20 protein-coding genes and 1 pseudogene are annotated in these 21,255 nt (G+C 73.7%); 13 read left to right on the top strand and 8 right to left on the bottom strand.

Annotation, left to right across the window (positions count from 1 at the left end; genetic code table 11):
• Positions 1–77: 77 nt before the first annotated feature.
• Complete coding sequence (locus ACGFI2_RS16095) at positions 78–398, top strand: WhiB family transcriptional regulator (RefSeq protein WP_043327856.1); 321 nt, start codon at positions 78–80, stop codon at positions 396–398.
• A gap of 21 nt (positions 399–419) precedes the next feature.
• Here ACGFI2_RS16095 and ACGFI2_RS16090 read toward each other — a convergent pair whose 3' ends face one another.
• From ACGFI2_RS16090 to ACGFI2_RS16080, 3 genes are read right to left on the bottom strand one after another with little or no spacing between them, the layout of a single operon-like run.
• Positions 420–1,571: an ArsA family ATPase gene (locus tag ACGFI2_RS16090; protein ID WP_393516898.1), complete on the bottom strand. Its 1,152-nt coding sequence runs from the start codon at positions 1,569–1,571 to the stop codon at positions 420–422.
• Between the two features lie 54 nt (positions 1,572–1,625).
• Complete coding sequence (locus tag ACGFI2_RS16085; RefSeq protein WP_393516895.1) at positions 1,626–2,600, bottom strand: ArsA-related P-loop ATPase; 975 nt, start codon at positions 2,598–2,600, stop codon at positions 1,626–1,628.
• 26 nt (positions 2,601–2,626) lie between these two features.
• A complete protein-coding gene (locus ACGFI2_RS16080; RefSeq protein ID WP_393516893.1) occupies positions 2,627–3,229 on the bottom strand; it encodes a hypothetical protein in 603 nt (200 codons plus the stop codon).
• A gap of 334 nt (positions 3,230–3,563) precedes the next feature.
• Between ACGFI2_RS16080 and ACGFI2_RS16075 the strand changes: the two genes are divergently transcribed.
• From ACGFI2_RS16075 to ACGFI2_RS16045, 7 genes are all read left to right on the top strand, one after another.
• A complete protein-coding gene (locus tag ACGFI2_RS16075; RefSeq protein WP_393516960.1) occupies positions 3,564–4,010 on the top strand; it encodes a hypothetical protein in 447 nt (148 codons plus the stop codon).
• Between the two features lie 62 nt (positions 4,011–4,072).
• A complete protein-coding gene (locus ACGFI2_RS16070; RefSeq protein ID WP_013289021.1) occupies positions 4,073–4,228 on the top strand; it encodes a DUF4177 domain-containing protein in 156 nt (51 codons plus the stop codon).
• 5 nt (positions 4,229–4,233) lie between these two features.
• Complete coding sequence (locus ACGFI2_RS16065) at positions 4,234–4,695, top strand: RidA family protein (RefSeq protein ID WP_393516890.1); 462 nt, start codon at positions 4,234–4,236, stop codon at positions 4,693–4,695.
• Positions 4,696–4,813: 118 nt separating this feature from the next.
• Complete coding sequence (locus ACGFI2_RS16060) at positions 4,814–5,608, top strand: MBL fold metallo-hydrolase (RefSeq protein WP_393516887.1); 795 nt, start codon at positions 4,814–4,816, stop codon at positions 5,606–5,608.
• Positions 5,605–9,183: an adenylate/guanylate cyclase domain-containing protein gene (locus tag ACGFI2_RS16055; RefSeq protein ID WP_393516884.1), complete on the top strand. Its 3,579-nt coding sequence runs from the start codon at positions 5,605–5,607 to the stop codon at positions 9,181–9,183. The genes ACGFI2_RS16060 and ACGFI2_RS16055 overlap by 4 nt, the downstream gene beginning before the upstream one ends.
• Before the next feature lie 110 nt (positions 9,184–9,293).
• Complete coding sequence (locus tag ACGFI2_RS16050; RefSeq protein WP_393516881.1) at positions 9,294–9,764, top strand: hypothetical protein; 471 nt, start codon at positions 9,294–9,296, stop codon at positions 9,762–9,764.
• A 30-nt stretch (positions 9,765–9,794) separates the two neighbouring features.
• Positions 9,795–11,270 carry a serine/threonine-protein kinase gene (locus tag ACGFI2_RS16045; RefSeq protein WP_393516878.1) on the top strand — a complete coding sequence of 492 codons (1,476 nt, stop codon included), beginning with the start codon at positions 9,795–9,797 and terminating at the stop codon, positions 11,268–11,270.
• On the opposite strand, the gene ACGFI2_RS16040 is transcribed toward ACGFI2_RS16045, so the two are convergent.
• Positions 11,257–11,649 carry a hypothetical protein gene (locus tag ACGFI2_RS16040; RefSeq protein WP_393516875.1) on the bottom strand — a complete coding sequence of 131 codons (393 nt, stop codon included), beginning with the start codon at positions 11,647–11,649 and terminating at the stop codon, positions 11,257–11,259. The genes ACGFI2_RS16045 and ACGFI2_RS16040 overlap by 14 nt on opposite strands.
• 240 nt (positions 11,650–11,889) lie before the next feature.
• Between ACGFI2_RS16040 and ACGFI2_RS16035 the strand changes: the two genes are divergently transcribed.
• From ACGFI2_RS16035 to ACGFI2_RS16025, 3 genes are all read left to right on the top strand, one after another.
• Complete coding sequence (locus tag ACGFI2_RS16035) at positions 11,890–13,674, top strand: alpha/beta hydrolase (RefSeq protein WP_393516872.1); 1,785 nt, start codon at positions 11,890–11,892, stop codon at positions 13,672–13,674.
• A 125-nt stretch (positions 13,675–13,799) separates the two neighbouring features.
• Entirely contained in the window at positions 13,800–14,741 is a 942-nt protein-coding gene (locus ACGFI2_RS16030) for a transporter substrate-binding domain-containing protein (protein ID WP_393516869.1), read from the top strand.
• Positions 14,738–15,805: a hypothetical protein gene (locus ACGFI2_RS16025; protein ID WP_393516866.1), complete on the top strand. Its 1,068-nt coding sequence runs from the start codon at positions 14,738–14,740 to the stop codon at positions 15,803–15,805. Before ACGFI2_RS16030 ends, ACGFI2_RS16025 begins: the two co-directional genes overlap by 4 nt.
• Here ACGFI2_RS16025 and ACGFI2_RS16020 read toward each other — a convergent pair.
• Positions 15,765–16,028, bottom strand: a pseudogene (locus tag ACGFI2_RS16020) (hypothetical protein); the annotation flags it as partial. The gene ACGFI2_RS16025 and the pseudogene ACGFI2_RS16020 sit on opposite strands and share 41 nt — an antisense overlap.
• Positions 16,016–16,213 (bottom strand): hypothetical protein, encoded by a 198-nt coding sequence (locus tag ACGFI2_RS16015; protein ID WP_393516863.1) that lies wholly within the window; start codon positions 16,211–16,213, stop codon positions 16,016–16,018. The gene ACGFI2_RS16015 and the pseudogene ACGFI2_RS16020, both read right to left, overlap by 13 nt.
• 416 nt (positions 16,214–16,629) lie before the next feature.
• Between ACGFI2_RS16015 and ACGFI2_RS16010 the strand changes: the two genes are divergently transcribed.
• Positions 16,630–17,484 carry a helix-turn-helix domain-containing protein gene (locus ACGFI2_RS16010; protein WP_393516860.1) on the top strand — a complete coding sequence of 285 codons (855 nt, stop codon included), beginning with the start codon at positions 16,630–16,632 and terminating at the stop codon, positions 17,482–17,484.
• A complete protein-coding gene (locus ACGFI2_RS16005; protein ID WP_393516857.1) occupies positions 17,481–17,666 on the top strand; it encodes a DUF397 domain-containing protein in 186 nt (61 codons plus the stop codon). The genes ACGFI2_RS16010 and ACGFI2_RS16005 overlap by 4 nt, the downstream gene beginning before the upstream one ends.
• A gap of 287 nt (positions 17,667–17,953) precedes the next feature.
• On the opposite strand, the gene ACGFI2_RS16000 is transcribed toward ACGFI2_RS16005, so the two are convergent.
• Both ACGFI2_RS16000 and ACGFI2_RS15995 read right to left on the bottom strand, forming a co-directional pair.
• Complete coding sequence (locus ACGFI2_RS16000; protein WP_393516854.1) at positions 17,954–19,117, bottom strand: acyl-CoA dehydrogenase family protein; 1,164 nt, start codon at positions 19,115–19,117, stop codon at positions 17,954–17,956.
• Positions 19,114–21,141: a biotin carboxylase N-terminal domain-containing protein gene (locus ACGFI2_RS15995; RefSeq protein ID WP_393516851.1), complete on the bottom strand. Its 2,028-nt coding sequence runs from the start codon at positions 21,139–21,141 to the stop codon at positions 19,114–19,116. The genes ACGFI2_RS16000 and ACGFI2_RS15995 overlap by 4 nt, the downstream gene beginning before the upstream one ends.
• Between the last annotated feature and the right edge of the window lie 114 nt (positions 21,142–21,255).

Here is a 21,255-nt window from a genome sequence, read left to right as displayed (position 1 = left end):
CCGGCCGGACGACCAGGGGGAAGTTCGGGGGCTGCTCGCGCGAAGTCGGTAGGTACTGCAAGGGGGGACGTGTACAGATGGGCATGATCACTGACTGGCCGTCGCTGGCGGCGTGTCAGAACGGGGACCCGGACGCGTTGTTCGTACAGGGCGCCGAACAGAACGTGGCGAAGAGGATCTGCCGGAGCTGCCCAGTTCGGTACGAGTGCCTGGCCGACGCGCTCGACAACCGGATCGAGTTCGGGGTGTGGGGAGGCATGACCGAACGCGAACGCCGGGCGCTGCTGCGCCGCCACCCGCAGGTGACCAGCTGGCGCAAGATGTTCGAGGCGGCCATGAAGAAGAACGCCAAGGAGAAGGCCGGCAAGGACAAGGTGCTCGTCACCACCGCCACCTGACCGGCGCGCCGGTAGGCCCGTTCACCGCCGGCTGATCGCCTCGCCGATCGTCCGCAGCCCGTCGACGTCGTGCACGTCGGCGGGCTGCGCCGTCACCGACACCGCCGGCACCGCCGGGAACGCCTCGGTGAACCGGGCAGCCACCCGCTGCTCACGGTCTGCCTGCTGGGCCAGCGCGGCGTGGGCACGCAGCACCTCGACGGTGCCCTCGTGCCCGCCGGAGCCCGCCAGCCGCTCCGCGGCGGCCAGGCTCCGCTCCGCGGACAGCCCCGGCGCGGCCGGCCGGTGCACCCGGTTGAGCACCAGCCCGGCCAGCGGCATCCGCTCGTCACGCAGCCGGCCGGCGAAGTAGGCGGCCTCCCGGACCGCGTCCGGCTCCGGCGCCGCGACCAGCAGGAACGCCGTCTCGCCGGCCTGCAGGATCCGGTACGTCTGCTCGGCCCGCTGCCGGAACCCGCCGAACATCGAGTCGAGCGCGGCGACGAAGCCGGACAGGTCGGTGAGCAGTTGCGCGCCGAGCACCTTCTGCACCACCTTGGAGAACATCCCGAAGCTCGCCGTGACCAGGCTGAACATGCTCCGCCCACCACTGCGCGCCGGGGCCAGCAGCAGCCGCAGCATCCGGCCGTCGAGGAACCGCGACAGCCGGGCCGGCGCGTCGAGGAAGTCGAGCGCGGAACGCGACGGCGGGGTGTCCACCACGATCAGGTCCCAGTCGCCCCGGGCGTGCAGCTGGCCCAGCTTCTCCATCGCCATGTATTCCTGCGTGCCGGCGAAGGTGGAACTCATCGCCTGGTAGAACGGGTTGGCGAAGATCTCCGCCGCCTTCGCCGGGTCGGTGTGCTGGAGCACCACGTCGTCGAACGTGCGCTTCATGTCGAGCATCATGGCGTGCAGCTCGCCGCCGCTGGCCTCGACGTCGAGGCCCTTGACCTGGCGGGGCGTGTTGTCCAGCTCGGTCAGGCCGAGCGACTGGGCCAACCGGCGGGCCGGGTCGATGGTGAGCACCACCGTCCGCCGGCCGTGCCGCTCGGCCGCCCGCAGCGCCAGCGCCGCGGCGGTGGTCGTCTTGCCCACGCCGCCCGCACCGCAGCAGACCACGATCCGCACGCCCGGGTCGGCGAGGATCTGGTCGACGTCCAGCGGAGGCGCCGCGTCTTCGGAAGGCACCAATCGAGCGTATCGGTCCCGAGGGGCTCTCTGCTCCGTGCCGGCCGCAGGTGTGAGTCAATCCGCCCGGACGAGCGCCTCGGCCAGCGTCGCCAACCCCGCCCGGTCGACCCCGTCGGGCAGCAGCGGCAGCTCGGTCAGGGGCAGCCCCAGCTCCACCAGGTCACCCCGGAGCGAGTCCTCCAGCTCCCGGCGTACCCGCTGGTCGCGTGCCTCTTCGGCGAGGCCGGCCACGGTCCGGGCGTCGGTGGGCAGGCCGGCGGCGGCCAACCCCCGCTTCAGCTCGGCCGCGGTCACCGGCCGGCCGGCCGGCACCGGCGGGCGGACGCCGTTCACGATCACCCGGCCGACCGGGAAGCCCAGCTGGGTCAGGTCGGCCACCGCGTCGAGCGTCTCCTGGACCGGCATCTCCTCCAGGAGCGTGACCACGTGCACGGAGGTCATCGGCGAGCGGAGCAGCGCGGAGACGCCCTCGCTCTGGGTCTTGATCGGGCCGACCTTGGCCAGCCGCGCGGTCTCCGCCGTGACGTTGAGGAAGCGGCCGATCCGCCCGGTCGGCGGGGCGTCCAGCACCACCGCGTCGTACGCCCGGCGTGACCCGACGGTGCGGGTGGTGGCCTCCTTGACCTTGCCGGTGAGCAGCACGTCGCGCAGGCCCGGGGCGATCGTGGTGGCGAAGTCGATCGCGCCGAGCTTGCGCAGCGCCCGACCCGCCGCGCCGAGCTTGTAGAACATGTCCAGGTATTCGAGGAGCGCCTCCTCGGCGTCGACCGCCAGGGCCCGCACCTCACCGCCGCCGGGGGCGTCGGTGAGGTGCCGCTCCTCGTAGGGCAGCGGGTCGGTGTCGAAGAGTTGGGCGATGCCCTGCCGCCCCTCGACCTCGACCAGCAGGGTGCGCCGACCCCCGGCGGCCAGCCCGAGGGCCAGCGCGGCGGCCACGCTGGTCTTGCCCGTGCCGCCCTTGCCGGTCACCACGTGCAGGCGGCCCCGCCATCTGCCGGCGGACTCGGCCGGCTGCTCACTCGCTGCCACCCGTCGAGCCTAACCAGCCGCCGGGATCAGGCGACCTCGCAGACCCACCAACCCGCCTTCCGCACCACGGTGAAGCGCAGCTCCTGGTCGGCGACCTTCTCGTCGGCGGTGGTCATGGTGACCCGGGTGGAGACCGTGGCCCGGTCCCCGGTCTGGTTGTCGACCGTCGGGTTGGTCCAGCGGAACCGCGGGTTCTGGTATTGGCCGGCGTACTTCTGCACCTCGGCGACCTTGGCGGCGATCTTCTCCTCGTCGCGGGCCGCGGCGCAGACGAACGTGGCCGCCTTCTCGACGTCCCGGTCCTGGTAGACGGCCTTGACGAAGCCGTCCACCGCCACCTGCGGCTCCTTCGCGCCGTGGCCGTCCTCGCCGTTGCGGAGGGCGAGGAAGGCGACCGTGCCGCCACCGCCGCAGAGCAGCACCGCCGCGGCCAGCACGATCGAGGCGATCAGCAGGGTCGGGCGTTTGCGCTGCGGCGTGCCGGACGGATACGGCGGATGGCCGGACGCGGGCCCCGGCGGCGGGGTGGCGCCGAGCGGTGGTTGGCCGGCGCCGGCCGGCGTGGCCCCGGCGGACACCGGCCGTGGGGTGGGTTCGCCGGGCGTGCCACCGGCGGGTGGTTGGGTCATCGATCTCCCCCGGGTTGCGGCGCGCCCGTCGCCGCCCCAGGCGACGGGCACGGGGTCGAGGTGGTGGGCGAGCGACCGCGCGCGCCCAGTCCGGAAGGGTAGCGGTCGGCGGGCCGCTTGCCAGCCCCGCGTGGGCGGCGTGCCGAACGCGATAAAGCCATCGCGTTCCCGACCAGCGTTGTGTCGCATATGTGACTTAAAGTGATCAGTCATGCGCGTCCCGTTGTCGGGACGGACGCCGCGTCCTACGTTCGTCGCGACGCGGTGGCCGGATCGGGGGACTCCGGGCCGCCCGGTGGTGTTCGTGAGCAGGTATGACGCCCGGAGGCAGCGGATGCGCGACGCGGAGAACATTCCCCGAGCCCAGTTCCCCCCCGGCGACCGGGCCGCGCGGCCCGGTGACGCCGACGGCCCCGGCGCCGGCACGCCGTTCAACGAGCGCTCCTACCGGCCCCCGGTCGAGGTGGTGCGGACACTGGTCCGTCCGGCCGGCCGCGGCCGGGACGAGGAGGAGCCCGGCTACGTCATCCACCTGCCGGTGCGGGTGCCCGACCTGGCGGCGGCCACCGCGCTCGCCAGCATCGTGGCCACGTCGCTGGGCTTCCTGGCCGAACTGGACGCCGGCGAGACGACCGTCTCCACCGCGGACGACCAGAACAACCGGCACCGGGTCTTCTGCGACCTGCTGCTGGCCGACCGCAGCCGCTGCCCCCAGCGCTACGAGCACCCGGGCCCCTGCGGCGAGCCGCCCGCGCCGGAGCAGCGTCCCGCGACTGGCTGAGGTCGCCGGACCGTAGGCTGTGCCTGACCGAAGTCCAAGCCAGGCAAGGGAGCCTTCCTCCGATGCAGAAGTGGGAATACGCCACGGTTCCGCTGCTGGTCCACGCGACCAAGCAGATCCTCGACAACTGGGGCGAGGACGGCTGGGAGCTGGTCTCCGTGGTGCCCGGCCCGAACCCGGAACAGCTCGTCGCGTACCTGAAGCGCCCGAAGGGCTAGACCACATGAGCAACGGACCCCACGCGAAGCTCGCCGAGCTCGGGCTCGAACTGCCCGAGGTGGTGCCGCCGGTGGCCAGCTACGTGCCGGCCGTCCAGTCCGGGCAGCACGTCTACGTCTCGGGTCAGCTCCCGATGGCCGACGGCAAGCTGCTCGCCACCGGCAAGGTAGGCAACGGTGTCTCCGCCGAGCAGGCCAAGGACCTGGCGCAGCGGTGCGCGCTGAACGCGCTCGCCGCGATCGACGCGCTGGTCGGCCTGGAGAACGTGGTCAAGATCGTGAAGCTGACCGGCTTCGTGGCCAGCGCGACCGGCTTCACCGGCCAGCCCGCCGTGATCAACGGCGCCTCGGACCTGCTCGGCGCCGTCTTCGGCGAGGCCGGCCGGCACGCCCGCAGCGCCGTCGGCGTGGCCGAGCTCCCCCTCGACGCCCCCGTCGAGGTCGAACTCATCGTCGAGGTCGCGTAACTCGCCGTTCCCGCGATCATGCAGGTTCCGCCCCGGCACAAGCCCCGAACGAGGACAAACCCCGGGCCGGACCTGCAAGATCGCGGGGGATGGCGGGTGGGGTCGTACGATCGCTGCCATGGGTGGGCGTGTGACCGGGGCCGCAGGGGCACTCGCGGAGGAACTGCCGGGGTGGGTCTCGCTGCTGCGTGCGCCCAACCCGGGGCCGATGACGCTCGACGGGACCAACACCTGGGTGCTGCGGGCCGCCCCGGACGCGCCGGCCGTGGTGGTCGACCCGGGACCGGCCGACGAGACGCACCTGGCCGCGATCGCCGCGCACGGGCCGGTCGGGCTCGTGCTGATCACCCACGGGCACCCGGACCACACCGAGGGGGCGCCCCGGCTCAGCGAGCTGCTCGGCGGCGTGCCGGTGCGCGCCGCGGACCCGGCGCACGCCCTCGGCGCTGCGCCGCTGACCGGCGACGCCCCGCTCGACGAGAGTCTCGGCATCCGGCTGCTGACGACCCCCGGGCACACCGCCGACTCGGTCTGCTTCCTGGTCGAGCACGACGGCGAGCGGGTCGTGCTGACCGGCGACACCATCCTCGGCCGGGGCACCACCGTGGTCGCCCACCCGGACGGGCACCTCGGGGACTATCTGTCGAGCCTGGAACTGCTCTCGACGTACCGGGGAGTCCCGGCGCTGCCCGGCCACGGCCCGGCGCTGGCCGACTGCGGCGCGGCGGCCGAGTTCTACCTGGCCCACCGGCGGGCCCGGCTCGACCAGGTGCGCGCCGCCGTGGCCGCCGGCGCCACCACCGCGCCCGAGGTGGTCGCCGTGGTCTACGCCGACGTCGACCGGTCGCTGTGGTGGGCCGCCGAGTGGTCGGTCCGCGCCCAGCTCGAACACCTCGGGGTGGAGCAGCCGTGACCTGTCCGGTGTGCGGGACCGTCGCCGTGCCGGGCGCGAGGTTCTGCCACAACTGCGGCGCGGCGCTGCCGGCCGCCGCCACGCTGCCGGCCGCCGAGCGCCGGGTGGTCACCGTGCTCTTCGGCGACCTCTCCGAATTCACCTCCTGGTCGGAGGACCTGGACCCGGAGCGGGTCGGCGCGGTCACCGACCGGGTGCTCGCCGCGCTGGCCGGCGCGGTCAAGACGTTCGGCGGGCACGTCGACAAGCTCACCGGCGACGGGATCATGGCGGTCTTCGGCGCGCCGGTCGCGCACGAGGACGACGCCGAGCGGGCGGTGCGCGCGGCGCTGTCCATGCAGCGGGCCGTCCGCCGGGTGCTCGACGACGAGCGGGGCGGCGGCGCGCCGCTGGGCCTGCGGGTCGGGCTCAACACCGGGGACGTCATCGCCGGCATCCAGGCCGCCATCGAATACACGGTCATCGGCGACACGGTGAACACCGCCGCGCGGCTCGCCGACGCCGCCGCGGTCGGCGCGATCTACGCCGGCGCGCGAACCTCCACGGCCACCCGGCACGTCGCCTCCTGGCGGGCGCTGCGCCCGCTGCGGCTCAAGGGCAAGCGCGAGCCGGTCGAGGCGTACGAGCTGCTGGGCCTGCTGGACGCGCCGGGCACCCGGTCCGGTCTCGGCGACGAGGCGCCCTACGTGGGCCGGGAGACCGAGATCGGCCGGATGGCCGGCCGGCTCGCCGAGGTGATCGACCGGGGTGAGCCCAGGGTGCTGCTGATGACCGCCGAGGCGGGCATCGGCAAGTCCCGGTTCGCGGCCGAGGTGGAGCGTCTCGCCGCCGGCTACGACGTCGGCGCCGGCCGGTACGCGGCGCACACCGGCGCGCGGGTGCTCTCGGTCCGCTGCGCCGCCTTCGGTGAGCGGCGCCGGCTGGCGCCCCTGGCCGACCTCGTCCGCGCCGCGGTCGGCCTGCCCAACGACGCGGCGACCGCGGTCACCCGGCCGGCCGTCGAGGAGCGGCTGCGCCGGCTCGGCCAACGCCTCGCCCGGCTCCCCGGCGCCCCGCCGCCGATCGCCGTGGACCAGCTCCTGGCCCTGCTCGGGTACGCCGAGCTGCCGCCCGCCGCGGAGAGCGTCGAGTGGAACGCCGCCACCCCGCCACCGGACGTCGAGGCGGTGCCGAACGCGGTCGCGGACCTGCTCAGCGCGCTCGCCGGCGAGGCGCCGATGGTGATCGTGGTGGACGACCTGCACGACGCCACCGCCGAGACGGTCAAGGCGCTCGCGCTGGCCCTCAACCGGCTCGCCGGGCCGGTGCTGGTGCTGCTGCTCGGCCGCCCCGAACTGGTGCGGACCGCCGGCGCGCTGACCCGGCTCGCGGACGCCGAGGTGCACGCGCTGCCGCCGTTGCGCGGCGCGGACGCGGCCCGGCTGCTCACCAGCTACCTGGCCGGGGGCCGGCTGCCCCAGGCCGACGCCGACCGGCTGCTCGCCACCGCCCAGGGCAACCCGTTCTACCTGGCCGAACTGGTCACGCTGCTGATGGAACGCGGGGCGCTGACCGCCGGGCCGGGCCGCGGCGCGGACGTGTCCTGGCGCCTGGCCCCCGGCTCGCTGGGCAGCCGGCTGCTCTCCCGGGACCTGGCCGCCGTCCTCGCGGCGCGGATCGACGCGTTGCCACCGGACGCCCGCTCGGTGCTGCGCGACGCCGCGGTCGTCGGCGACACGGTGGCCGCGGGCGCGCTGGAGGCGCTGCGCGAGCAGCGGGTCGGGCGGGACGGTCGCCCGGCCGCGGTGGCCGCGGTCGAGCTGGACCGGGCCGTCGAGGAACTGCTGCAACGGCGGATGCTGCACCGCACCCGCACCGGGTTCGCCTTCGCCACCCCGCTGATGCGGGAGGCCGCGTACACCGGGGTGAGCAAGGCCGAGCTGGCCGAGCGGCACGCCGCACTGGCCCGCTGGGCCGCGCCGGAGAGCGTGGTCGAGGCGGGCGCCCCGGCGGGCGGGTTCACCGAGCCGGCCCGGGACGACTTCGTCGCCGAGCACGCCGAGCGGGCGACCGCGCTGGCCGACGCGGTGAAGCTCCGCCCGGACGCGCCGGCCCGGGCGGTGGCCCCGCTGGGCGTGGCCGCACTGGGCCGGGCCGCCCGCCGGTCGCTGCGGCTCGGCGAGCCGGCGCTTGCCGTCGAGTACGCGGAGCGCGCGGCCGACCTGGCCCGGGGCGCGGTGCCCCCGGCCGACCGGGTGGTGCACGCCCGGGCGCTGCTGCAGATCGGCCGCCCGGCCGACGCGCTCGCCTCGGCCGAGAAGATCGCCGCGAACGCCGGCGAACCGGCCATCCGGGCCGCCGCGCTGCTGCTGGCCGGGCAGGCCCAGCAGACGCTGGGCGACGCCGAGCGGGCCGAGCGCAGCTATCAGGAGGCGTTGCAGGTGGCCACCGACGCCGACCTGCCGACCGTGCGGGGCTCGGCGATGCGCCGGCTCGGCATGGCCGACTTCATCGCCGGCCGACTGGGGCAGGCGAGCAGCCGACTCGCCGCCTCCTACCAGGTCAGCCTCGCGGCGCGGGATCCACGCGGGCAGGCGTGGTCGTTGCAGAACCTGGCCTGGGTGACCACCACCCGGGGTGACTTCGCCGGCACCGACGCGGTGCTCGGCCGGGCCGCCCGGCTCTTCGCCGAGCTGAAGGACCCGTACGGGCGGGCGTGGCTGCGCGGCACCACCGCGTTCGCCCGGCTGCTCGCCGGCCGGCTGCGGGAGGCGTGCCGGCTGGCCCAGGTGTTCCTGCCGTTCGGGGAGCGGGTCGGCGAGGCGTGGGCGGTGGGCACGCTGCGGGCGGTCGAGGCGTACGCCACCGCCGAGCTGGGCGACCTGGCCGAGGCGGACCAGGCGGCGCGGCGCGCGTACCGGGACTTCGCCGAGGTGGGGGACGACTGGGGGCAGGGCTTCGCGCTCGTGGTGCGCGGCGTGGTGGCCCGCGGGCTGGGCGAGCCGGAGCACGCCGCCGACCTGTTCACCGACGCGCTCGAGTACGCCGACCGCACCACCCACCCCCTGCTCACCGGGATGGTCGGCACGCTGCGCGGCTTCGTCGCGCTGGACATGGGCGACTGCGAGACCGCCGAGCGGGAGGCGCGCACGGTGCTGACCAGCGTGGAACCGCACAACCCGCAGGCGCCGGCCCAGGTCGCGCCGCGGGTGCTGCTGGCCATGGCCCGGGTCGCGGCCGGTGACGCGGGGACCGCGGTGGGGTTGCTCGCCCCGGTGGCCACCGGGGCGGCCGACGCGCCCTCGTTGCTGTTCTCCCGGCGCCAGACGATGGCCCGCTACGCCTACGCGCTGCTCGCACACGGCCAGCGCGAGCAGGCGCTGGACTGGGCGCAGCGGGCGATCTCCGCCCCGGCCGAGGACGTCCGCAGCCAGGTGGTGGCGCGACTGGTGCTGGCGGAGACGCTGGATGCCTGCGGCCGTCCGGCCGAGGCGCGGGCCAGCGCCGAGGAGGCGGTGCGCCTGGCGTACGCCACCGAGCAGCGCAGCGAGCGGGCCGCCGCCGACGCGCTGCGGGCCCGCCTCGTCGCGGGCTGAGCACTTCCGGTTCTGCCGTTTCCGGTGATGTGTTCGTCGGTGGAGCCGGTTAGCGTGGGGCGGCGGTGCGCATGGGCGATCACCGTCACCGGCGTGCATGGGGAGGAATGATGAGGCTGCCGCGCTCCGGCGCCGGCTGGACGATCGCGGTCTTCGGGCTGCTGGCGCTGCTGCTCGGCGCGCTGGGCCTGATCTGGCCGGAGACGCAGCTGCGCCTGCTCGGCTTCGAGGTGCCGGCCGAGCGTGCGCCGGGCGACTACACCGGCACGTTCCTCACCGCCTCCTCGATGGCCTCGTTCAACATGGGCGTCTACTACCTGCTCGCGGTCGCCACCGAGTGGCGGCCGTTCTACCGCTTCACGGTCTGGTTCCGGCTGGTCACGTTCACCGTGTTCACCATCGCGGTGCTCTCCGACGTGGCGCCGGGGCGGTTCTTCGGGGTGGCCGCGTGGGAGGGGCTGGGCGCACTGGCGACCGCCGCCGGCCTGTGGTGGGACGCGCGTCGGGCGACCGCCGATCCGGCCGGTCCGGTCGGGCCGGGCGACTCCGTGCCGACACCGGCCTCCGACGCGGCGCGCTGACCGACCGGGACCGTTGGGTATTTTCGAGCCGTGACCGAGACCCCGCCCGGCGCCCTGCGGCTGCCCATCGTGCCCGGTCTGACCGATCTGGAGGTCTTCGCCCGGGGTGGCTACGCCACCGTCTACCGGGCGACCCAGATCTCGGTGGGGCGGGAGGTGGCCGTCAAGGTCGAGAACCGGACGCTGGACAGCGAGCGCGACCAGGCCCGGTTCCTGCGCGAGGCCCGGGCCGCCGGCCGGATGTCGTCGCACCCGCACGTGGTCGACCTCTTCGACGTCGGGGTCACCGTCGACCAGCACCCCTACCTGATCATGGAGCTGTGCGACGGCTCGTACGCGGAGCGGATGCGCACCTCGCCGCTGGGCCCGCTGGAGACGCGCGACCTCGGCGTGAAGATCGCCGACGCGCTGGCCCACTCGCACGCGGCCGGCGTGCTGCACCGCGACGTCAAGCCGGCCAACATCCTGCACTCCGAGTTCAACTCGGCGGTGCTGGCCGACTTCGGGCTGGCGGTGCTGGCCGAGGTGCGCGACGCCTCGGTCACGCTGGAGGTCCTCACCCCGGCGTACGCGCCGCCGGAAATGTTCAGCCACAGCCCGCCCAGCCCGGCCGTCGACGTCTACGCGCTCTGCGCCACGCTCTACGCGGTGATGCACGGCCGGCCGCCCCGCTGGCAGTCCGAACGCAACCCGAGCCTGGTCACCGTGCTGGAGATGTTCCAGCACCCGATCCCCGGCCTGCCCGGGGCGCCCGAGGAACTGATCGACGTGCTGCGCCTGGGCATGTCCAACGATCCGGGTGAGCGGCCCTCCGCGGTGGAACTGCGCGGCATGCTCGCGGCGCTCCCGCTCGACCCGGGCGCCCCGGCGCACCCGTTCGTCGGCACCGGCGGCCCGTACGGCCGCACCGGCGGGCCGAGCCCGCGGCCGCCCGCGGAGGACGACCACCCGACCGTGCCGGCGCGGAGCCGGCGCTGGCCGCGGCGCTGGTTCCTCGGCGGGGCCGGCGTGCTCGCGTTGGCCGCCTCCGCCGGCGCCGGCGCCTGGCTGGCCGGCGGGCCGCCGCCGACGGTGTCGCCGACCGTGCTGGCCACCGGCGTGGCCGGGGCGACGCCGCTGCCCGGCTGCGCGTCCGCCGACGTCCGGCTACCGGCCGGTGCGCGCTGCGGGTCCGAGTTGGAGTGCTACGGCCCGGTGCGGCTGCGCCGCGACCGGGCCGAGGCGAGCCGGGTGCCGTGCGACGGGCGGCACACCTGGGAGACGTACGCCGCGGGTGACCTGCCGGCCGCGCTCGCCGGGGCGGCGCACGACGCGGTGACCGCCGACCCGGCCGTCCGCAAGGTCTGCAACACCGGCACGTTCCGGCTGGTCAGCGGCGTCGAGCCGGCGAGCGGGTGGAACCTGGAGGTGCTGCCGCCGGCCGCGACCGAGCCCGACCGCACCTACCGCTGCCTGGCCGGGCAGGGCGTGAACGGGCTCGCCGGCCCCACCCTCACCGGTCGCTGATCCCGTTCCCGGCCCGCTGCCGCACCGACCTCGGGTCGAGCGTCTCCAGCGTGTCCGCGTCGACCGGGTGGCCGCCCGGGGTGCGCAGGTTCCGCACCGCGCGCGGGTCGATCGCCTCCAGCGTGTCGGCGTCCACCCCGTACCCCGGATCGGGGACCGGCCAGCCCTCGGCCGGCGGGGCCTCGGCGCCGCCGGCCGACTGCCGGGCGGCGGTGATCGTCACTCCGGCGACCATGCCGAGTACGACGCAGACCAGGGCCAGCGCGACCGACAGGATGCCGGGCGGCCGCCAGACCGCCAGCGTGACCAGCGCGGCCAGCGTCGCCACGGACGCGACGACGGCCTTCGTCCGCGCATTCGACCTCGGGAACGAACTCACCCGACAAGCATGGCCCAGCACGTCGACCTGTCAACCGGCGACTCGGGACGGCTTCCCGTCACCGACGCGCTCCACATCGGATCGCGAAAAGCGTCGATCGAGAAAAAATCGTTACATCCGTTGGCCTTTTGCCTGGTTCGGTCCGTGTTTGGGGGGGGCACCTCCGATGGTCGCCGATCCCTAGAGTGACGGGGGTCGAGGTTTCCTCGACGGATCTGTTCCCCACCGGAAGGCAGCCACATGCCCCGAGTAGTCCGGTCCCTCGCCGCAACAGGGATCGCCGGGATCCTCCTCGCCGGATCGGCCGTCGCGCCCGCCGCGGCCGCCGCGCCGGTGTCGCAACCGCCGACGTACGACCGCACCAGTGCGGCCGAGGCGCGCCGGGTGGACCGCGTGCCGACGCCGAAGCTCGACTGGTACGCCTGCTACGACTACGCCGAGTGCGCCACGGTCCGGCTGCCGCTGGACTACGACAACCCGAAGGGCGCCACCACCGAGGTCGCGCTGCTCCGGGTCAAGGCCCGCGATCAGCAGCACAAGGTGGGCAGCCTCTTCCTCAACCCGGGTGGCCCGGGCGGCTCCGGCACGGACATCGCGCTCGCCGCGCCCTACTTCCTCGGCGACGACCTGCTCGACCGCTTCGACGTCGTCGGCGTCGACCCGCGCGGCGTGGCGGCCAGCGACAACATCAAGTGCTTCCCGTCGGTGAAGGACCAGACCCGGGCGTACGCCGGGCTGAACGTCGCGTTCCCGTGGACGAAGGCCGAGGAGAAGGCGTACGTCGCCTCGTCGAAGGCGGTCGGCAAGGCGTGCTCGACCACCGGCAAGCCGCTGACCGGCGCGGCGTCCACCGCCGAGGTGGCCCGCGACCTGGACGTGCTGCGCCGGGCGGTCGGCGACAAGAAGCTGAGCTACCTGGGCTTCAGCTACGGCACCGCGCTGGGCCAGTACTACGCCAACATGTTCCCGGACCGGTTCCGCGCGCTCGTCGTCGACGGCGTGCTCAACCCGAACGCCTGGGTCGGCCAGGGCAAGGCCCGCGACCAGGTCCAGGAGGCCCGACTGCGCAGCGCCGACGGCGCCTACAAGGCGCTGCACGAGATCCTGGTCCGGTGCGGCAGGGTCGGGCCCGAGCAGTGCGCGCTGGCCTCCACCGGCAACCCGGTCGCCGCCTACGAGACGGTGGCGAAGCGACTGCGCAAGAAGCCGGTGGTGATCGACGACCCGGAATACGGCTCGTACACCGTCAGCTACGCCGACTTCGTCGGCGCCACGCTCGGCTCGCTCTACGACCCGTACGGCTGGTCGTCCGTCGTGGAGATCACCGTCCAGCTGCTGGCCGCGACCGACCCGGCCGCCGGCAAGGCCGCCACCGCGGCGGCCCGCAAGGCGCTCGCCGCCCGCGCCGCGCAGGCCCGGCAGCAGCGGGGGTACGACTTCCCGTACAACAACGGGCTGGAGACGTTCCTGACCGTGGACTGCACCGACGCGTACCACCCGAAGAGCGCGGACGCCTGGCCGGCGCTGTCGGCCAGGGAGGACCAGCGGGCGCCGTACTTCGGTCGGGCCTGGGCCTGGGCCACCTCGCCGTGCGCCCGCAACACCTGGACGGTGCGCGACGAGGACGCCTACACCGGCCCGTTCAACCGCACCACCGCCGCCCCGGTGCTGGTGGTCGGCAACTACTGGGACCCGGCGACCAACTACCAGGGCGCGGTCAGCTCGGCCAGGCTGCTGCCGAACAGCCGGCTGCTGAGCAGCGACAGCTGGGGGCACACCGCGTACGGCACCTCGGCGTGCGTGACCGGCCGGATCGACGCGTACCTGCTCACCGGCAAGCTGCCGGCCAACGGCACGCTCTGCGTCGGTGACTCCCAGCCGTTCCAGGAGGAGTCGGCGCCCGACCGGGCGGACTCGTCCAAGAGCGAGTTGGCCCGCGCCGGCGAGCCGGGCCGGGGCGAGCCGAAGCGGCTGCCGCCGGTGGCCACGCCGCGGCCCGCGGTCGGCACGCTGACCGTCCGCTGACGGACCCCCGGGGTACGGCAGATGATCGGGCACTCGCCGTACCCCGGGCCCGTCGGAACGCAGCACATTGTGTGGTGGCAGCTACTCTGAGTGCCCTGTCGTCGTGTCCGTGATCGAGGTGCCCGATGCCCGAGGTCTCTCCCCGTCACCGGCTCCGCTCGCTCGCCACCACGCTGGCCGTGGCGCTGACGCTCACCCTGGCCGCCGCCGCCGGCTGCGACAACCGTCGCGAGCCCCCACTGCCCTCGGTCCTCGACAAGCTGCACGAGTCGCACGTCGACGGTCAGGCGAAGATCAAGATCGGGGTGTCCGAGACCGAGCCGCTGATGGGCGAGCTGCGCGACGGCGCGCACGTCGGCTTCGACGTCGAGATCGCCCGCTACATCGCCGCGTCGCTCGGCTTCCAGGGCGAGCAGCGCATCCAGTGGGTGGCGCTGGCCACCGAGGACCGCATCCCCGCGCTCCAGGGCGGCACCGTCGACCTGGTGGTGTCCAGCTTCTCGATGACCGAGGAGCGGGAGAAGCTGATCAGCTTCGCCGGGCCGTACTTCGTCACCACCCAGGAGGTGATGGTGCCGACGCGGCTGCGTGACCGCGTCCGCACCATCGAGGACCTGCGCCGGCCGGACCTGAAGATCTGCACCAGCGGCGGCTCCACCACGGAGGCGGAGCTGGAGAAGCACCAGGTCCAGGCGAAGGTGGTGAAGACCGTCGGGGACTGCGTGCGGGGCATCCGGGAAGGGCGCTACGACGCGGTCAGCTCCGACGAGACCATCCTGGCCGGCTTCCTCTCCCAGTACCCGACCGAGTTCGAGATCGTCGACATGCCCTTCGGCACCAGCGAGCTGCTCGGCGTCGGCGTGCCGATCGGTGACCCGGCGCTGCGCGACCTCGTCGCGTTCGCTCTCCAGAAGAGCTATCTGGAGGGGCGGGACGGCATCAGCAGCCCATGGCTGACCGCCTACAACCGCACGCTCGGGCCGTGGCTGAAGGCCGACAAGTCCCAGCCGCAGCCGCTGCACGTGCCGAAGCTCGTCGACTTCGACGACAAGGCGCCCCGGCGATGACCGCCCCGGCCGCCCCACCGGACAGCGCCCCACCGGACGCCGTCGCGCCGGACAGCGTCGCGCCAGCCCGGCCCGTACCCCCACCGGCCGACCCGGCCGCGCGCCGCGCCCGGGCCACCCAGTCCTTCTGGACCGCGGTGGTCGGGGTGCCGGCGGTCTTCTCGGTGCTCCGGCTCGGTGTCGAGGCGGGCGGCGAGTTGCAGACCACGCTGCTGCTGGTGGCCAACGTCGGCACGGTGAACCTGCTGGCCGGCTTCCTCACCACGGCCGCCGCGCTGCTCTCCACCGCCCTGGTCGCGGTCTTCGCGCTCGGCGCGGTGCTGCGCGTCAGCGTGGACCGGATGCCGACGGGCATGCGCCGCCCGCTCTTCGCCCGCTGGGTGGACAGCACGCCCGCCTGGTTCGCCGTGGCCAGCTTCCTGCTCGCGTTGGTCACCTGGCCGCTGCTCTACCTGCCGCTGCTGCTCCCGGCGTTCGTGGCGGCGTTCCAGCTCAGCCCGGAGCGGCTGCACGAGCAGCGGGCACCCCGCCTGCTGCTGCTCGCCGCCGGCTTCGCCGGGTACCTCTGGCTGCTCGGGCCCACCCTGCTCGACGCCGTCCGGCAGGGGGAGACGCTCGCCCTGGTGCTGTTGGTCGTACCCCCGGTGCTGGCGCTGTTCGTCACCGGCCCGCTGCCGGCGGCGGTGATCCGGCCGCTCGCCTCGATCACCGAGGCGGCGGTGCTGGCCATGCTGGTCTGGGCCGCGCTGCCGGTGATCACCACGCCGGTGCTGCCGCTGACCGTCACCACCGTCGAGTCGTCGCCCGGCGTCATGGAGGACGTCCGTGGTCACGTGGTCACCGTGGACGACGTCGACGTGGTGCTGCTCCAGGAGCGCGGTGGCGTCCGCTACCTGCCGGTCGGCCTGGTACGCGCGCAGGTGCTCTGCCCGAGCGAGGACGAGCTGCCCCGACGGCAGCTGCGGGTACGTGACTTCCACGTGGAGGACTCGCTGCTGGAGGGCCTGGGCCGCCGGGTCCGCCCGGTGCACCGGATAGACGCCGCCTGTCGCACGGCCGACTGACCGTCGCGCGCTGTTGGGGGCGTAGTGCGGTCCTGAGGACGAAGATGGATCGGCGGGCGGTCGCGTCGCCGCGCTCGTCGACCTGGTAACCGTCCAGCCAGACCCATCCGTCGTAGGTGGTCCAGTCGAGTTCGCGGATCAGCCGGAAGAGGATCGGCGTGACGAACTGCGGGCTGGCCGCACGGGTCACGAGGAGCAGGTCACCGGCCTTCACGCCAGCCAACCGAAGAACCGGCGATGGAGCGTGGCCGGCGCGGCCCAGCTCAGATCCTCCGACGCGGCGGCGAGGTGCGACGCCATGAGGAGCGCCAGGTCGCCGGGCGCGTGCGCGTACTCACCGAGCAGTTCCCAGCGGCGGGTGGGGCAGGGCCAGGGCCGCTGGCAGGCCGAGCAGATCCAGAGCGGCACGACCGGACCGTGCGCGGTCACCAGTGACCTCGGTTGATCAGGACGCGCTGCCTGACCCGGCAGGGCAGCGGTGACCCGCATGAACACATCCGCCTGGCCCGTCGCAGCGACCACACCGGACGGTGTTTGCGCGCCAGGTTCTCGGCCAGGGCGAGCAAGTAGTCGGCGTAGCTGAAGTGCCTGTTCATCCGCCACTCCTCAGGTGAGGGGCATGGCGGCCGGGCCATGCACGGTCATCCGACCACCACACTCGGTGTCATCGTTTACTCACTGGCCGTCAGATGCAATATTACATTTTGGATGAAGCGCGAGAGGGTCTTTCACATCGACGATCCCGATTGCTCAGCGTGGTCGACAGGTGTTACATATCGAGCGCAGGTTTCGTCTGGTATGTAGTCACGGAGGAGGAGTGCTTGGTGACGACAGATGCCGGCTCGACCGTCCCGAGGCGACAACTGGGGCGGTACCTACGAAAGCTGCGCGAGGAAGCGCGGATGACAGTCAAGGCGGCCGCGGACGCACTGGAATGGTCGACTCCGAAGATCTGGCGGATCGAGACCGGAGCTACGTCGATGCGATCACTCGACGTGGAAGCGATGTGCAAAATTTACCGAGCTTCACCGGACCTGACCGAGGCGCTGATGGGCCTCGCCAAGGAGACGAAGGGGCGTGGCTGGTGGCACTCCTACGGAGATGCCATCCCGGAGTGGTTCGAGTTGTACGTGGGACTAGAGGCCGCCGCCGCCCGCCTCCGCACCTACGAGGCGCAGCTCGTCCCCGGCCTGTTGCAGACCGAGGCATACGCCACCCGCGTTTTGGAGGTGGCACGTCCAGACATGAGCCACGGCGAGATCGAACGGCGCGTAGCCGTGCGTCGAGGTCGTCAGGCGCTTCTGACCCGGGCCTCACCGCGTGCGCCGCAGTTCGACGTCCTGCTGGATGAGGCTGTCCTGCAACGAGGGGTGGACGGGGAGCAGTTGGAACGCCTGATCATGGTTAGTCGGCAGCCAAACGTCTCGCTGCGGGTAATCCCCTCGGCCGTGGGTCTGCACCAAGGCAACATGACCAGCGGCACGTTCACCATCCTCGACTTCGAGGGAGGAGTGGAGCCGTCACTCGTGTACTCCGACAGCCTGACGGGTGCGCTCTACCTCGACAAGCCCGGCGAGGTGGCCACCTACGGGGAGGCGTGGGTCGCCATGGAGAAGCTGGCGCTGACCGCAGTGCAGTCCCGCAAACTCATCGCATCGATCGCGGAGGAACGGATATGACCACCCTCATCTGGAAGAAGAGCACGCGCAGCAACGAGGGAAACTGTGTGGAAGTTGCCACGCCCTCCCAGGCCGTGCTGGTCCGCGACAGCAAGGATCGGCAGGGTTCGACGCTGTCCTTCGCGACGGATCGGTGGACTGGCTTCGTCCAGGGGATCAAGTCGGGCACCTTCGACGCCTGAGGCGTCCTCGGCCCAGATCTCGGAAGCGGAGGGCCCTCTGGGGGCCGTTTGCTTCTGCCCGGCACCCGACGCCGACGCGAGCCCGCTCCGGAGTCGGCAAGCGGTCTGGTCAGCGCGTGCTCCAGAGCAGGTCGGCCAGGTCCGCCGCCCGACCAAGGGCGCCGCTCCACCGCCGTGACAGCCGTGGCGTTCCACTCATCGCGGGAGACGAGCGGGAGTGGAACGCCATGGCTGTCGCCGGCCCGATTTGACCTCCATGGCGTTCCACTCGCCGCCGAGAACGGCGGTCAGTAGGACTTGTCCTGGCCCAGGACGTGCTGGGCGACGAAGTTGAGGATCATCTCGCGGCTGACCGGGGCGATCCGGCCGGCCCGGACCGCGCCTAGCAGCGTCGCCACGCCGTACTCGGTGGTCATGCCGGCCCCGCCGAGCGCCTGGACGGCGGTGTCCACGGCGAGCGCGGCGGCCTCGCCGGCCGCGTACTTGGCCATGTTGCCGGAGACGCCGGCTTCCAGGTCACGGCCGGCGTCGTACAGCGCCGCCGCCTTCTGGATCATCAGGCGGGCCAGTTCCACCTGCACGGCCGCGTGCGCCAGCGGATGCGCCACGCCCTGGTGGGAGCCGATCGCGCGCCCGCCCCAGACCTTGCGGGTGGCGGTGTAGTCGGACGCCTTCTCGATCGCGTACCGGCCGGTGCCGGCGCCCATCGCGGCCACCGTGATCCGCTCCGGGTTGAGCCCGGCGAACAGCGCCGGCAGGCCGGCGTCCAGCGACTCGCCGACCAGCGCGTCGGCGGGCAGCCGGACGTCGTCCAGGTAGAGCAGGAACTGCTTCTCCGGGGACAGGATCTCCATGTCCAGTTTGGACTTCTCCAGGCCGGGCGCGTCGGTCGGCACGATGAACAGCGCCGGCTTCAGTTTCCCGGTGGAAGCATCCTCGGTCCTGGCCACCACCAGCACATGGTCGGCCTCGTCCACGCCGGAGATGTAGACCTTGCGGCCGGAGAGCAGCCAGTCGTCGCCGTCGCGGCGGGCCACCGTGCCGAGCCGGTGGAAGTTCGAGCCGGCGTCCGGCTCGGTGATCGCGAAGACGATCTTCTGGGAGCCGTCGGCGAGGCCGGGCAGGTGCCGCTTGCGCTGCTCCTCCGTACCGTGCTTGTTGATCACGGTGGCGGCGATCGCGGGGGAGACGACGAGCAGCAGCAGCGGGCAGCCCGCCGCGGCCAGTTCCTCGCAGACCAGCGCCAGCTCGGTGATGCCGCCGCCCCCGCCGCCGTACTCGGTCGGGATGTTGACGCCGAGGTAGCCGAGCCGGCCGGCCTCGTGCCACAGCTCGGTGGTGTGTTCCCCGGCCTTGGCCTTGGACACGAAGTAGGAGTGGCCGTACCTGCGGCCCAGCGCGCGCACGGCGTCGCGGAGCTGGTCCTGCTCTTCGGTGAGGTCGAAGTTCACTGCGGGTCCTCCTCGGGGTCGACCACGGCCAGTACCGCGCCCGTCTCCACCTGGCCGCCGGGCGGCACCGGCAGTTCCGCCACCACGCCGTCGGCCGGGGCGAGCACGGGATGTTCGAGCTTCATCGCCTCCAGCGTCAGCAGCAGGTCACCGGCGGCGACCCGCTGGCCGACCTCGACGTGCACCCTGGTCACCGCGCCGGGCAGCGGCGCGAGCAGCGACCCGGCGGCCAGCTCCACGGTGGGCGGGGGCAGCCGTGGCAGCTCGGTGAGGCTCGCCGCCCCGTCCGGGCCGTCCACGAAGACCGACGAACCCACCCGGTGTACGCGGAACGCGCGCCGAACCCCGTCGACGTCGAGCACCACCCGGTCCGGGGCGGCGGTCACCAGCTCCACCTGCGGCTCCGGCTGCGGCTGCGGCTCGGTGTCAAGCGGAGCCCCCTCCTCTGCCGAATGCGTCAAGAAGGGGCCCGCCCTTTCCCAAGCGGCGAGGGTGTTGGCGCGGGTGAGGCGGTAGCGGACCTCCAGGTCGCCGTCGGCGGTGGCGAAGCGGGTCACCTGCGGGACGGCCGGCACGTTGCGCCAACCCCACGGCAGCCCGGCGAGCACCGGCGCGGCGGCCCGGCGCGCCGCCGCACCGGCCAGCGCCGCCGCCAACGCGGCCAGCGGAAGCTGGTCGGCCGGCAGCAGCGGCTCGAAGACCTCGGGATGGCGGTCCAGGAAGCCGGTGTCGGCGTCGGCGGCGGCGAACTCCGGGCTGCGCAGCACCCGGACCAGCAGGTCCCGGTTGGTGGCCACGCCGTGCAGCTCGGCCCGGGCCAGCGCGCCGGCCAGGGCGCGGGCCGCCTCGGCGCGGGTGGGCGCCCACGCGACCAGCTTCGCCAGCATCGAGTCGTAGTGCACGCTCACCGTCGAGCCGTCCACCACGCCCGAGTCCAGGCGCAGCCCGCGTGCCGGCCCGAACTCCGCGGCGACCCCGGGGATCGCGAACCGGTGCAGCGTGCCGGTGGCCGGGCGGAAGCCCTGGGCCGGTTCCTCGGCGCAGAGCCGCACCTCGATCGCGTGCCCCTCGGCGGCCGGCGTCGCCGGGACCGGCAACGGCTCGCCCTCGGCCACCAGCAGCTGCAGCCGGACCAGGTCCAGCCCGGTGGTCAGCTCGGTGACCGGGTGCTCCACCTGGAGGCGGGTGTTCATCTCCAGGAAGTGGACCCGGCCGTCCGGCGCGAGCAGGAACTCCACCGTGCCGGCGCCGACGTAGTCGACCGCCCGGCCGGCCGCCACCGCCGCCTCGTGCAGCCGCTCGCGCACGTCGTCGGGGAGCACCCCCGGCGCCTCCTCGACGATCTTCTGGTGGCGGCGCTGGACGGAGCAGTCGCGCACCCCGAGCGCCAGCACCGTGCCGTGGCTGTCGCCGAAGATCTGCACCTCGACGTGCCGGCCGCGCTCGACGTACCGCTCGATGAAGACGGTGCCGTCGCCGAACGCCGCCGCCGCCTCGCGGCGCGCCCCCGCGACGGCCTCGGCCAGCCCGGCGGCGTCGCGGACCACCCGCATGCCCCGGCCGCCGCCGCCCGCGCTGGCCTTGACCAGCACCGGGAAGTCGGTGACCTGGCCGGGATCGGTCCAGGTGGGCAGCATCGGCACGCCCGCGTCGGCGAGCAGCGCCTTGGCGGCCATCTTGTCGCCCATCACGGCGATCGCCTTGGCCGGCGGACCGACCCAGGTCAGGCCGGCGTCGGTCACCGCGGCCGCGAACTCGGCGTTCTCGGCGAGGAAGCCGTAGCCGGGGTGGACGGCGTCCGCGCCGGACCGGCGGGCCGCGTCCAGGATCAGGTCGATGCGCAGGTACGTCTCGGCCGGCGTGTTCCCCGGCAGCCGGACCGCCTGGTCGGCCTCGGCCACGAACGGCGCGTCGGCGTCCGCGTCGGAGTGCACGGCCACGGTCGCCACGCCGAGCGCCCGGCAGGTGGCGAGGACCCGGCGGGCGATCTCCCCCCGATTGGCGATCAAAAGCCTCGTAATCATTCGCGCTGGGCCTGCCTCTCGTTCGCGACTGCGGGACTCCGCTTCGCTGCGTTCCTCGCGCTCACGGGGTGCCTGCCTCTCGTTCGCGACTGCGGGACTCCGCTTCGCTGCGTT

The organism is Micromonospora sp. NPDC049282, assembly GCF_043197045.1.
Taxonomy (GTDB): domain Bacteria; phylum Actinomycetota; class Actinomycetes; order Mycobacteriales; family Micromonosporaceae; genus Micromonospora.
The sequence above is the reverse complement of the archived record's forward strand: the minus strand, read 5'-3'. Positions and strand labels throughout refer to the sequence as shown.

Coding starts and splice junctions, on each gene's coding strand:
- ACGFI2_RS16030 (WP_393516869.1), top strand. CDS start 13,800: ATGCCCGAGGTCTCTCCCCGTCACCGGCTCCGCTCGCTCGCCACCACG.
- ACGFI2_RS16025 (WP_393516866.1), top strand. CDS start 14,738: ATGACCGCCCCGGCCGCCCCACCGGACAGCGCCCCACCGGACGCCGTC.
- ACGFI2_RS16080 (WP_393516893.1), bottom strand. CDS start 3,229: ATGACCCAACCACCCGCCGGTGGCACGCCCGGCGAACCCACCCCACGG.
- ACGFI2_RS16065 (WP_393516890.1), top strand. CDS start 4,234: ATGAGCAACGGACCCCACGCGAAGCTCGCCGAGCTCGGGCTCGAACTG.
- ACGFI2_RS16050 (WP_393516881.1), top strand. CDS start 9,294: ATGAGGCTGCCGCGCTCCGGCGCCGGCTGGACGATCGCGGTCTTCGGG.
- ACGFI2_RS15995 (WP_393516851.1), bottom strand. CDS start 21,141: ATGATTACGAGGCTTTTGATCGCCAATCGGGGGGAGATCGCCCGCCGG.
- ACGFI2_RS16095 (WP_043327856.1), top strand. CDS start 78: ATGGGCATGATCACTGACTGGCCGTCGCTGGCGGCGTGTCAGAACGGG.
- ACGFI2_RS16075 (WP_393516960.1), top strand. CDS start 3,564: ATGCGCGACGCGGAGAACATTCCCCGAGCCCAGTTCCCCCCCGGCGAC.
- ACGFI2_RS16070 (WP_013289021.1), top strand. CDS start 4,073: ATGCAGAAGTGGGAATACGCCACGGTTCCGCTGCTGGTCCACGCGACC.
- ACGFI2_RS16005 (WP_393516857.1), top strand. CDS start 17,481: ATGACCACCCTCATCTGGAAGAAGAGCACGCGCAGCAACGAGGGAAAC.
- ACGFI2_RS16035 (WP_393516872.1), top strand. CDS start 11,890: ATGCCCCGAGTAGTCCGGTCCCTCGCCGCAACAGGGATCGCCGGGATC.
- ACGFI2_RS16060 (WP_393516887.1), top strand. CDS start 4,814: ATGGGTGGGCGTGTGACCGGGGCCGCAGGGGCACTCGCGGAGGAACTG.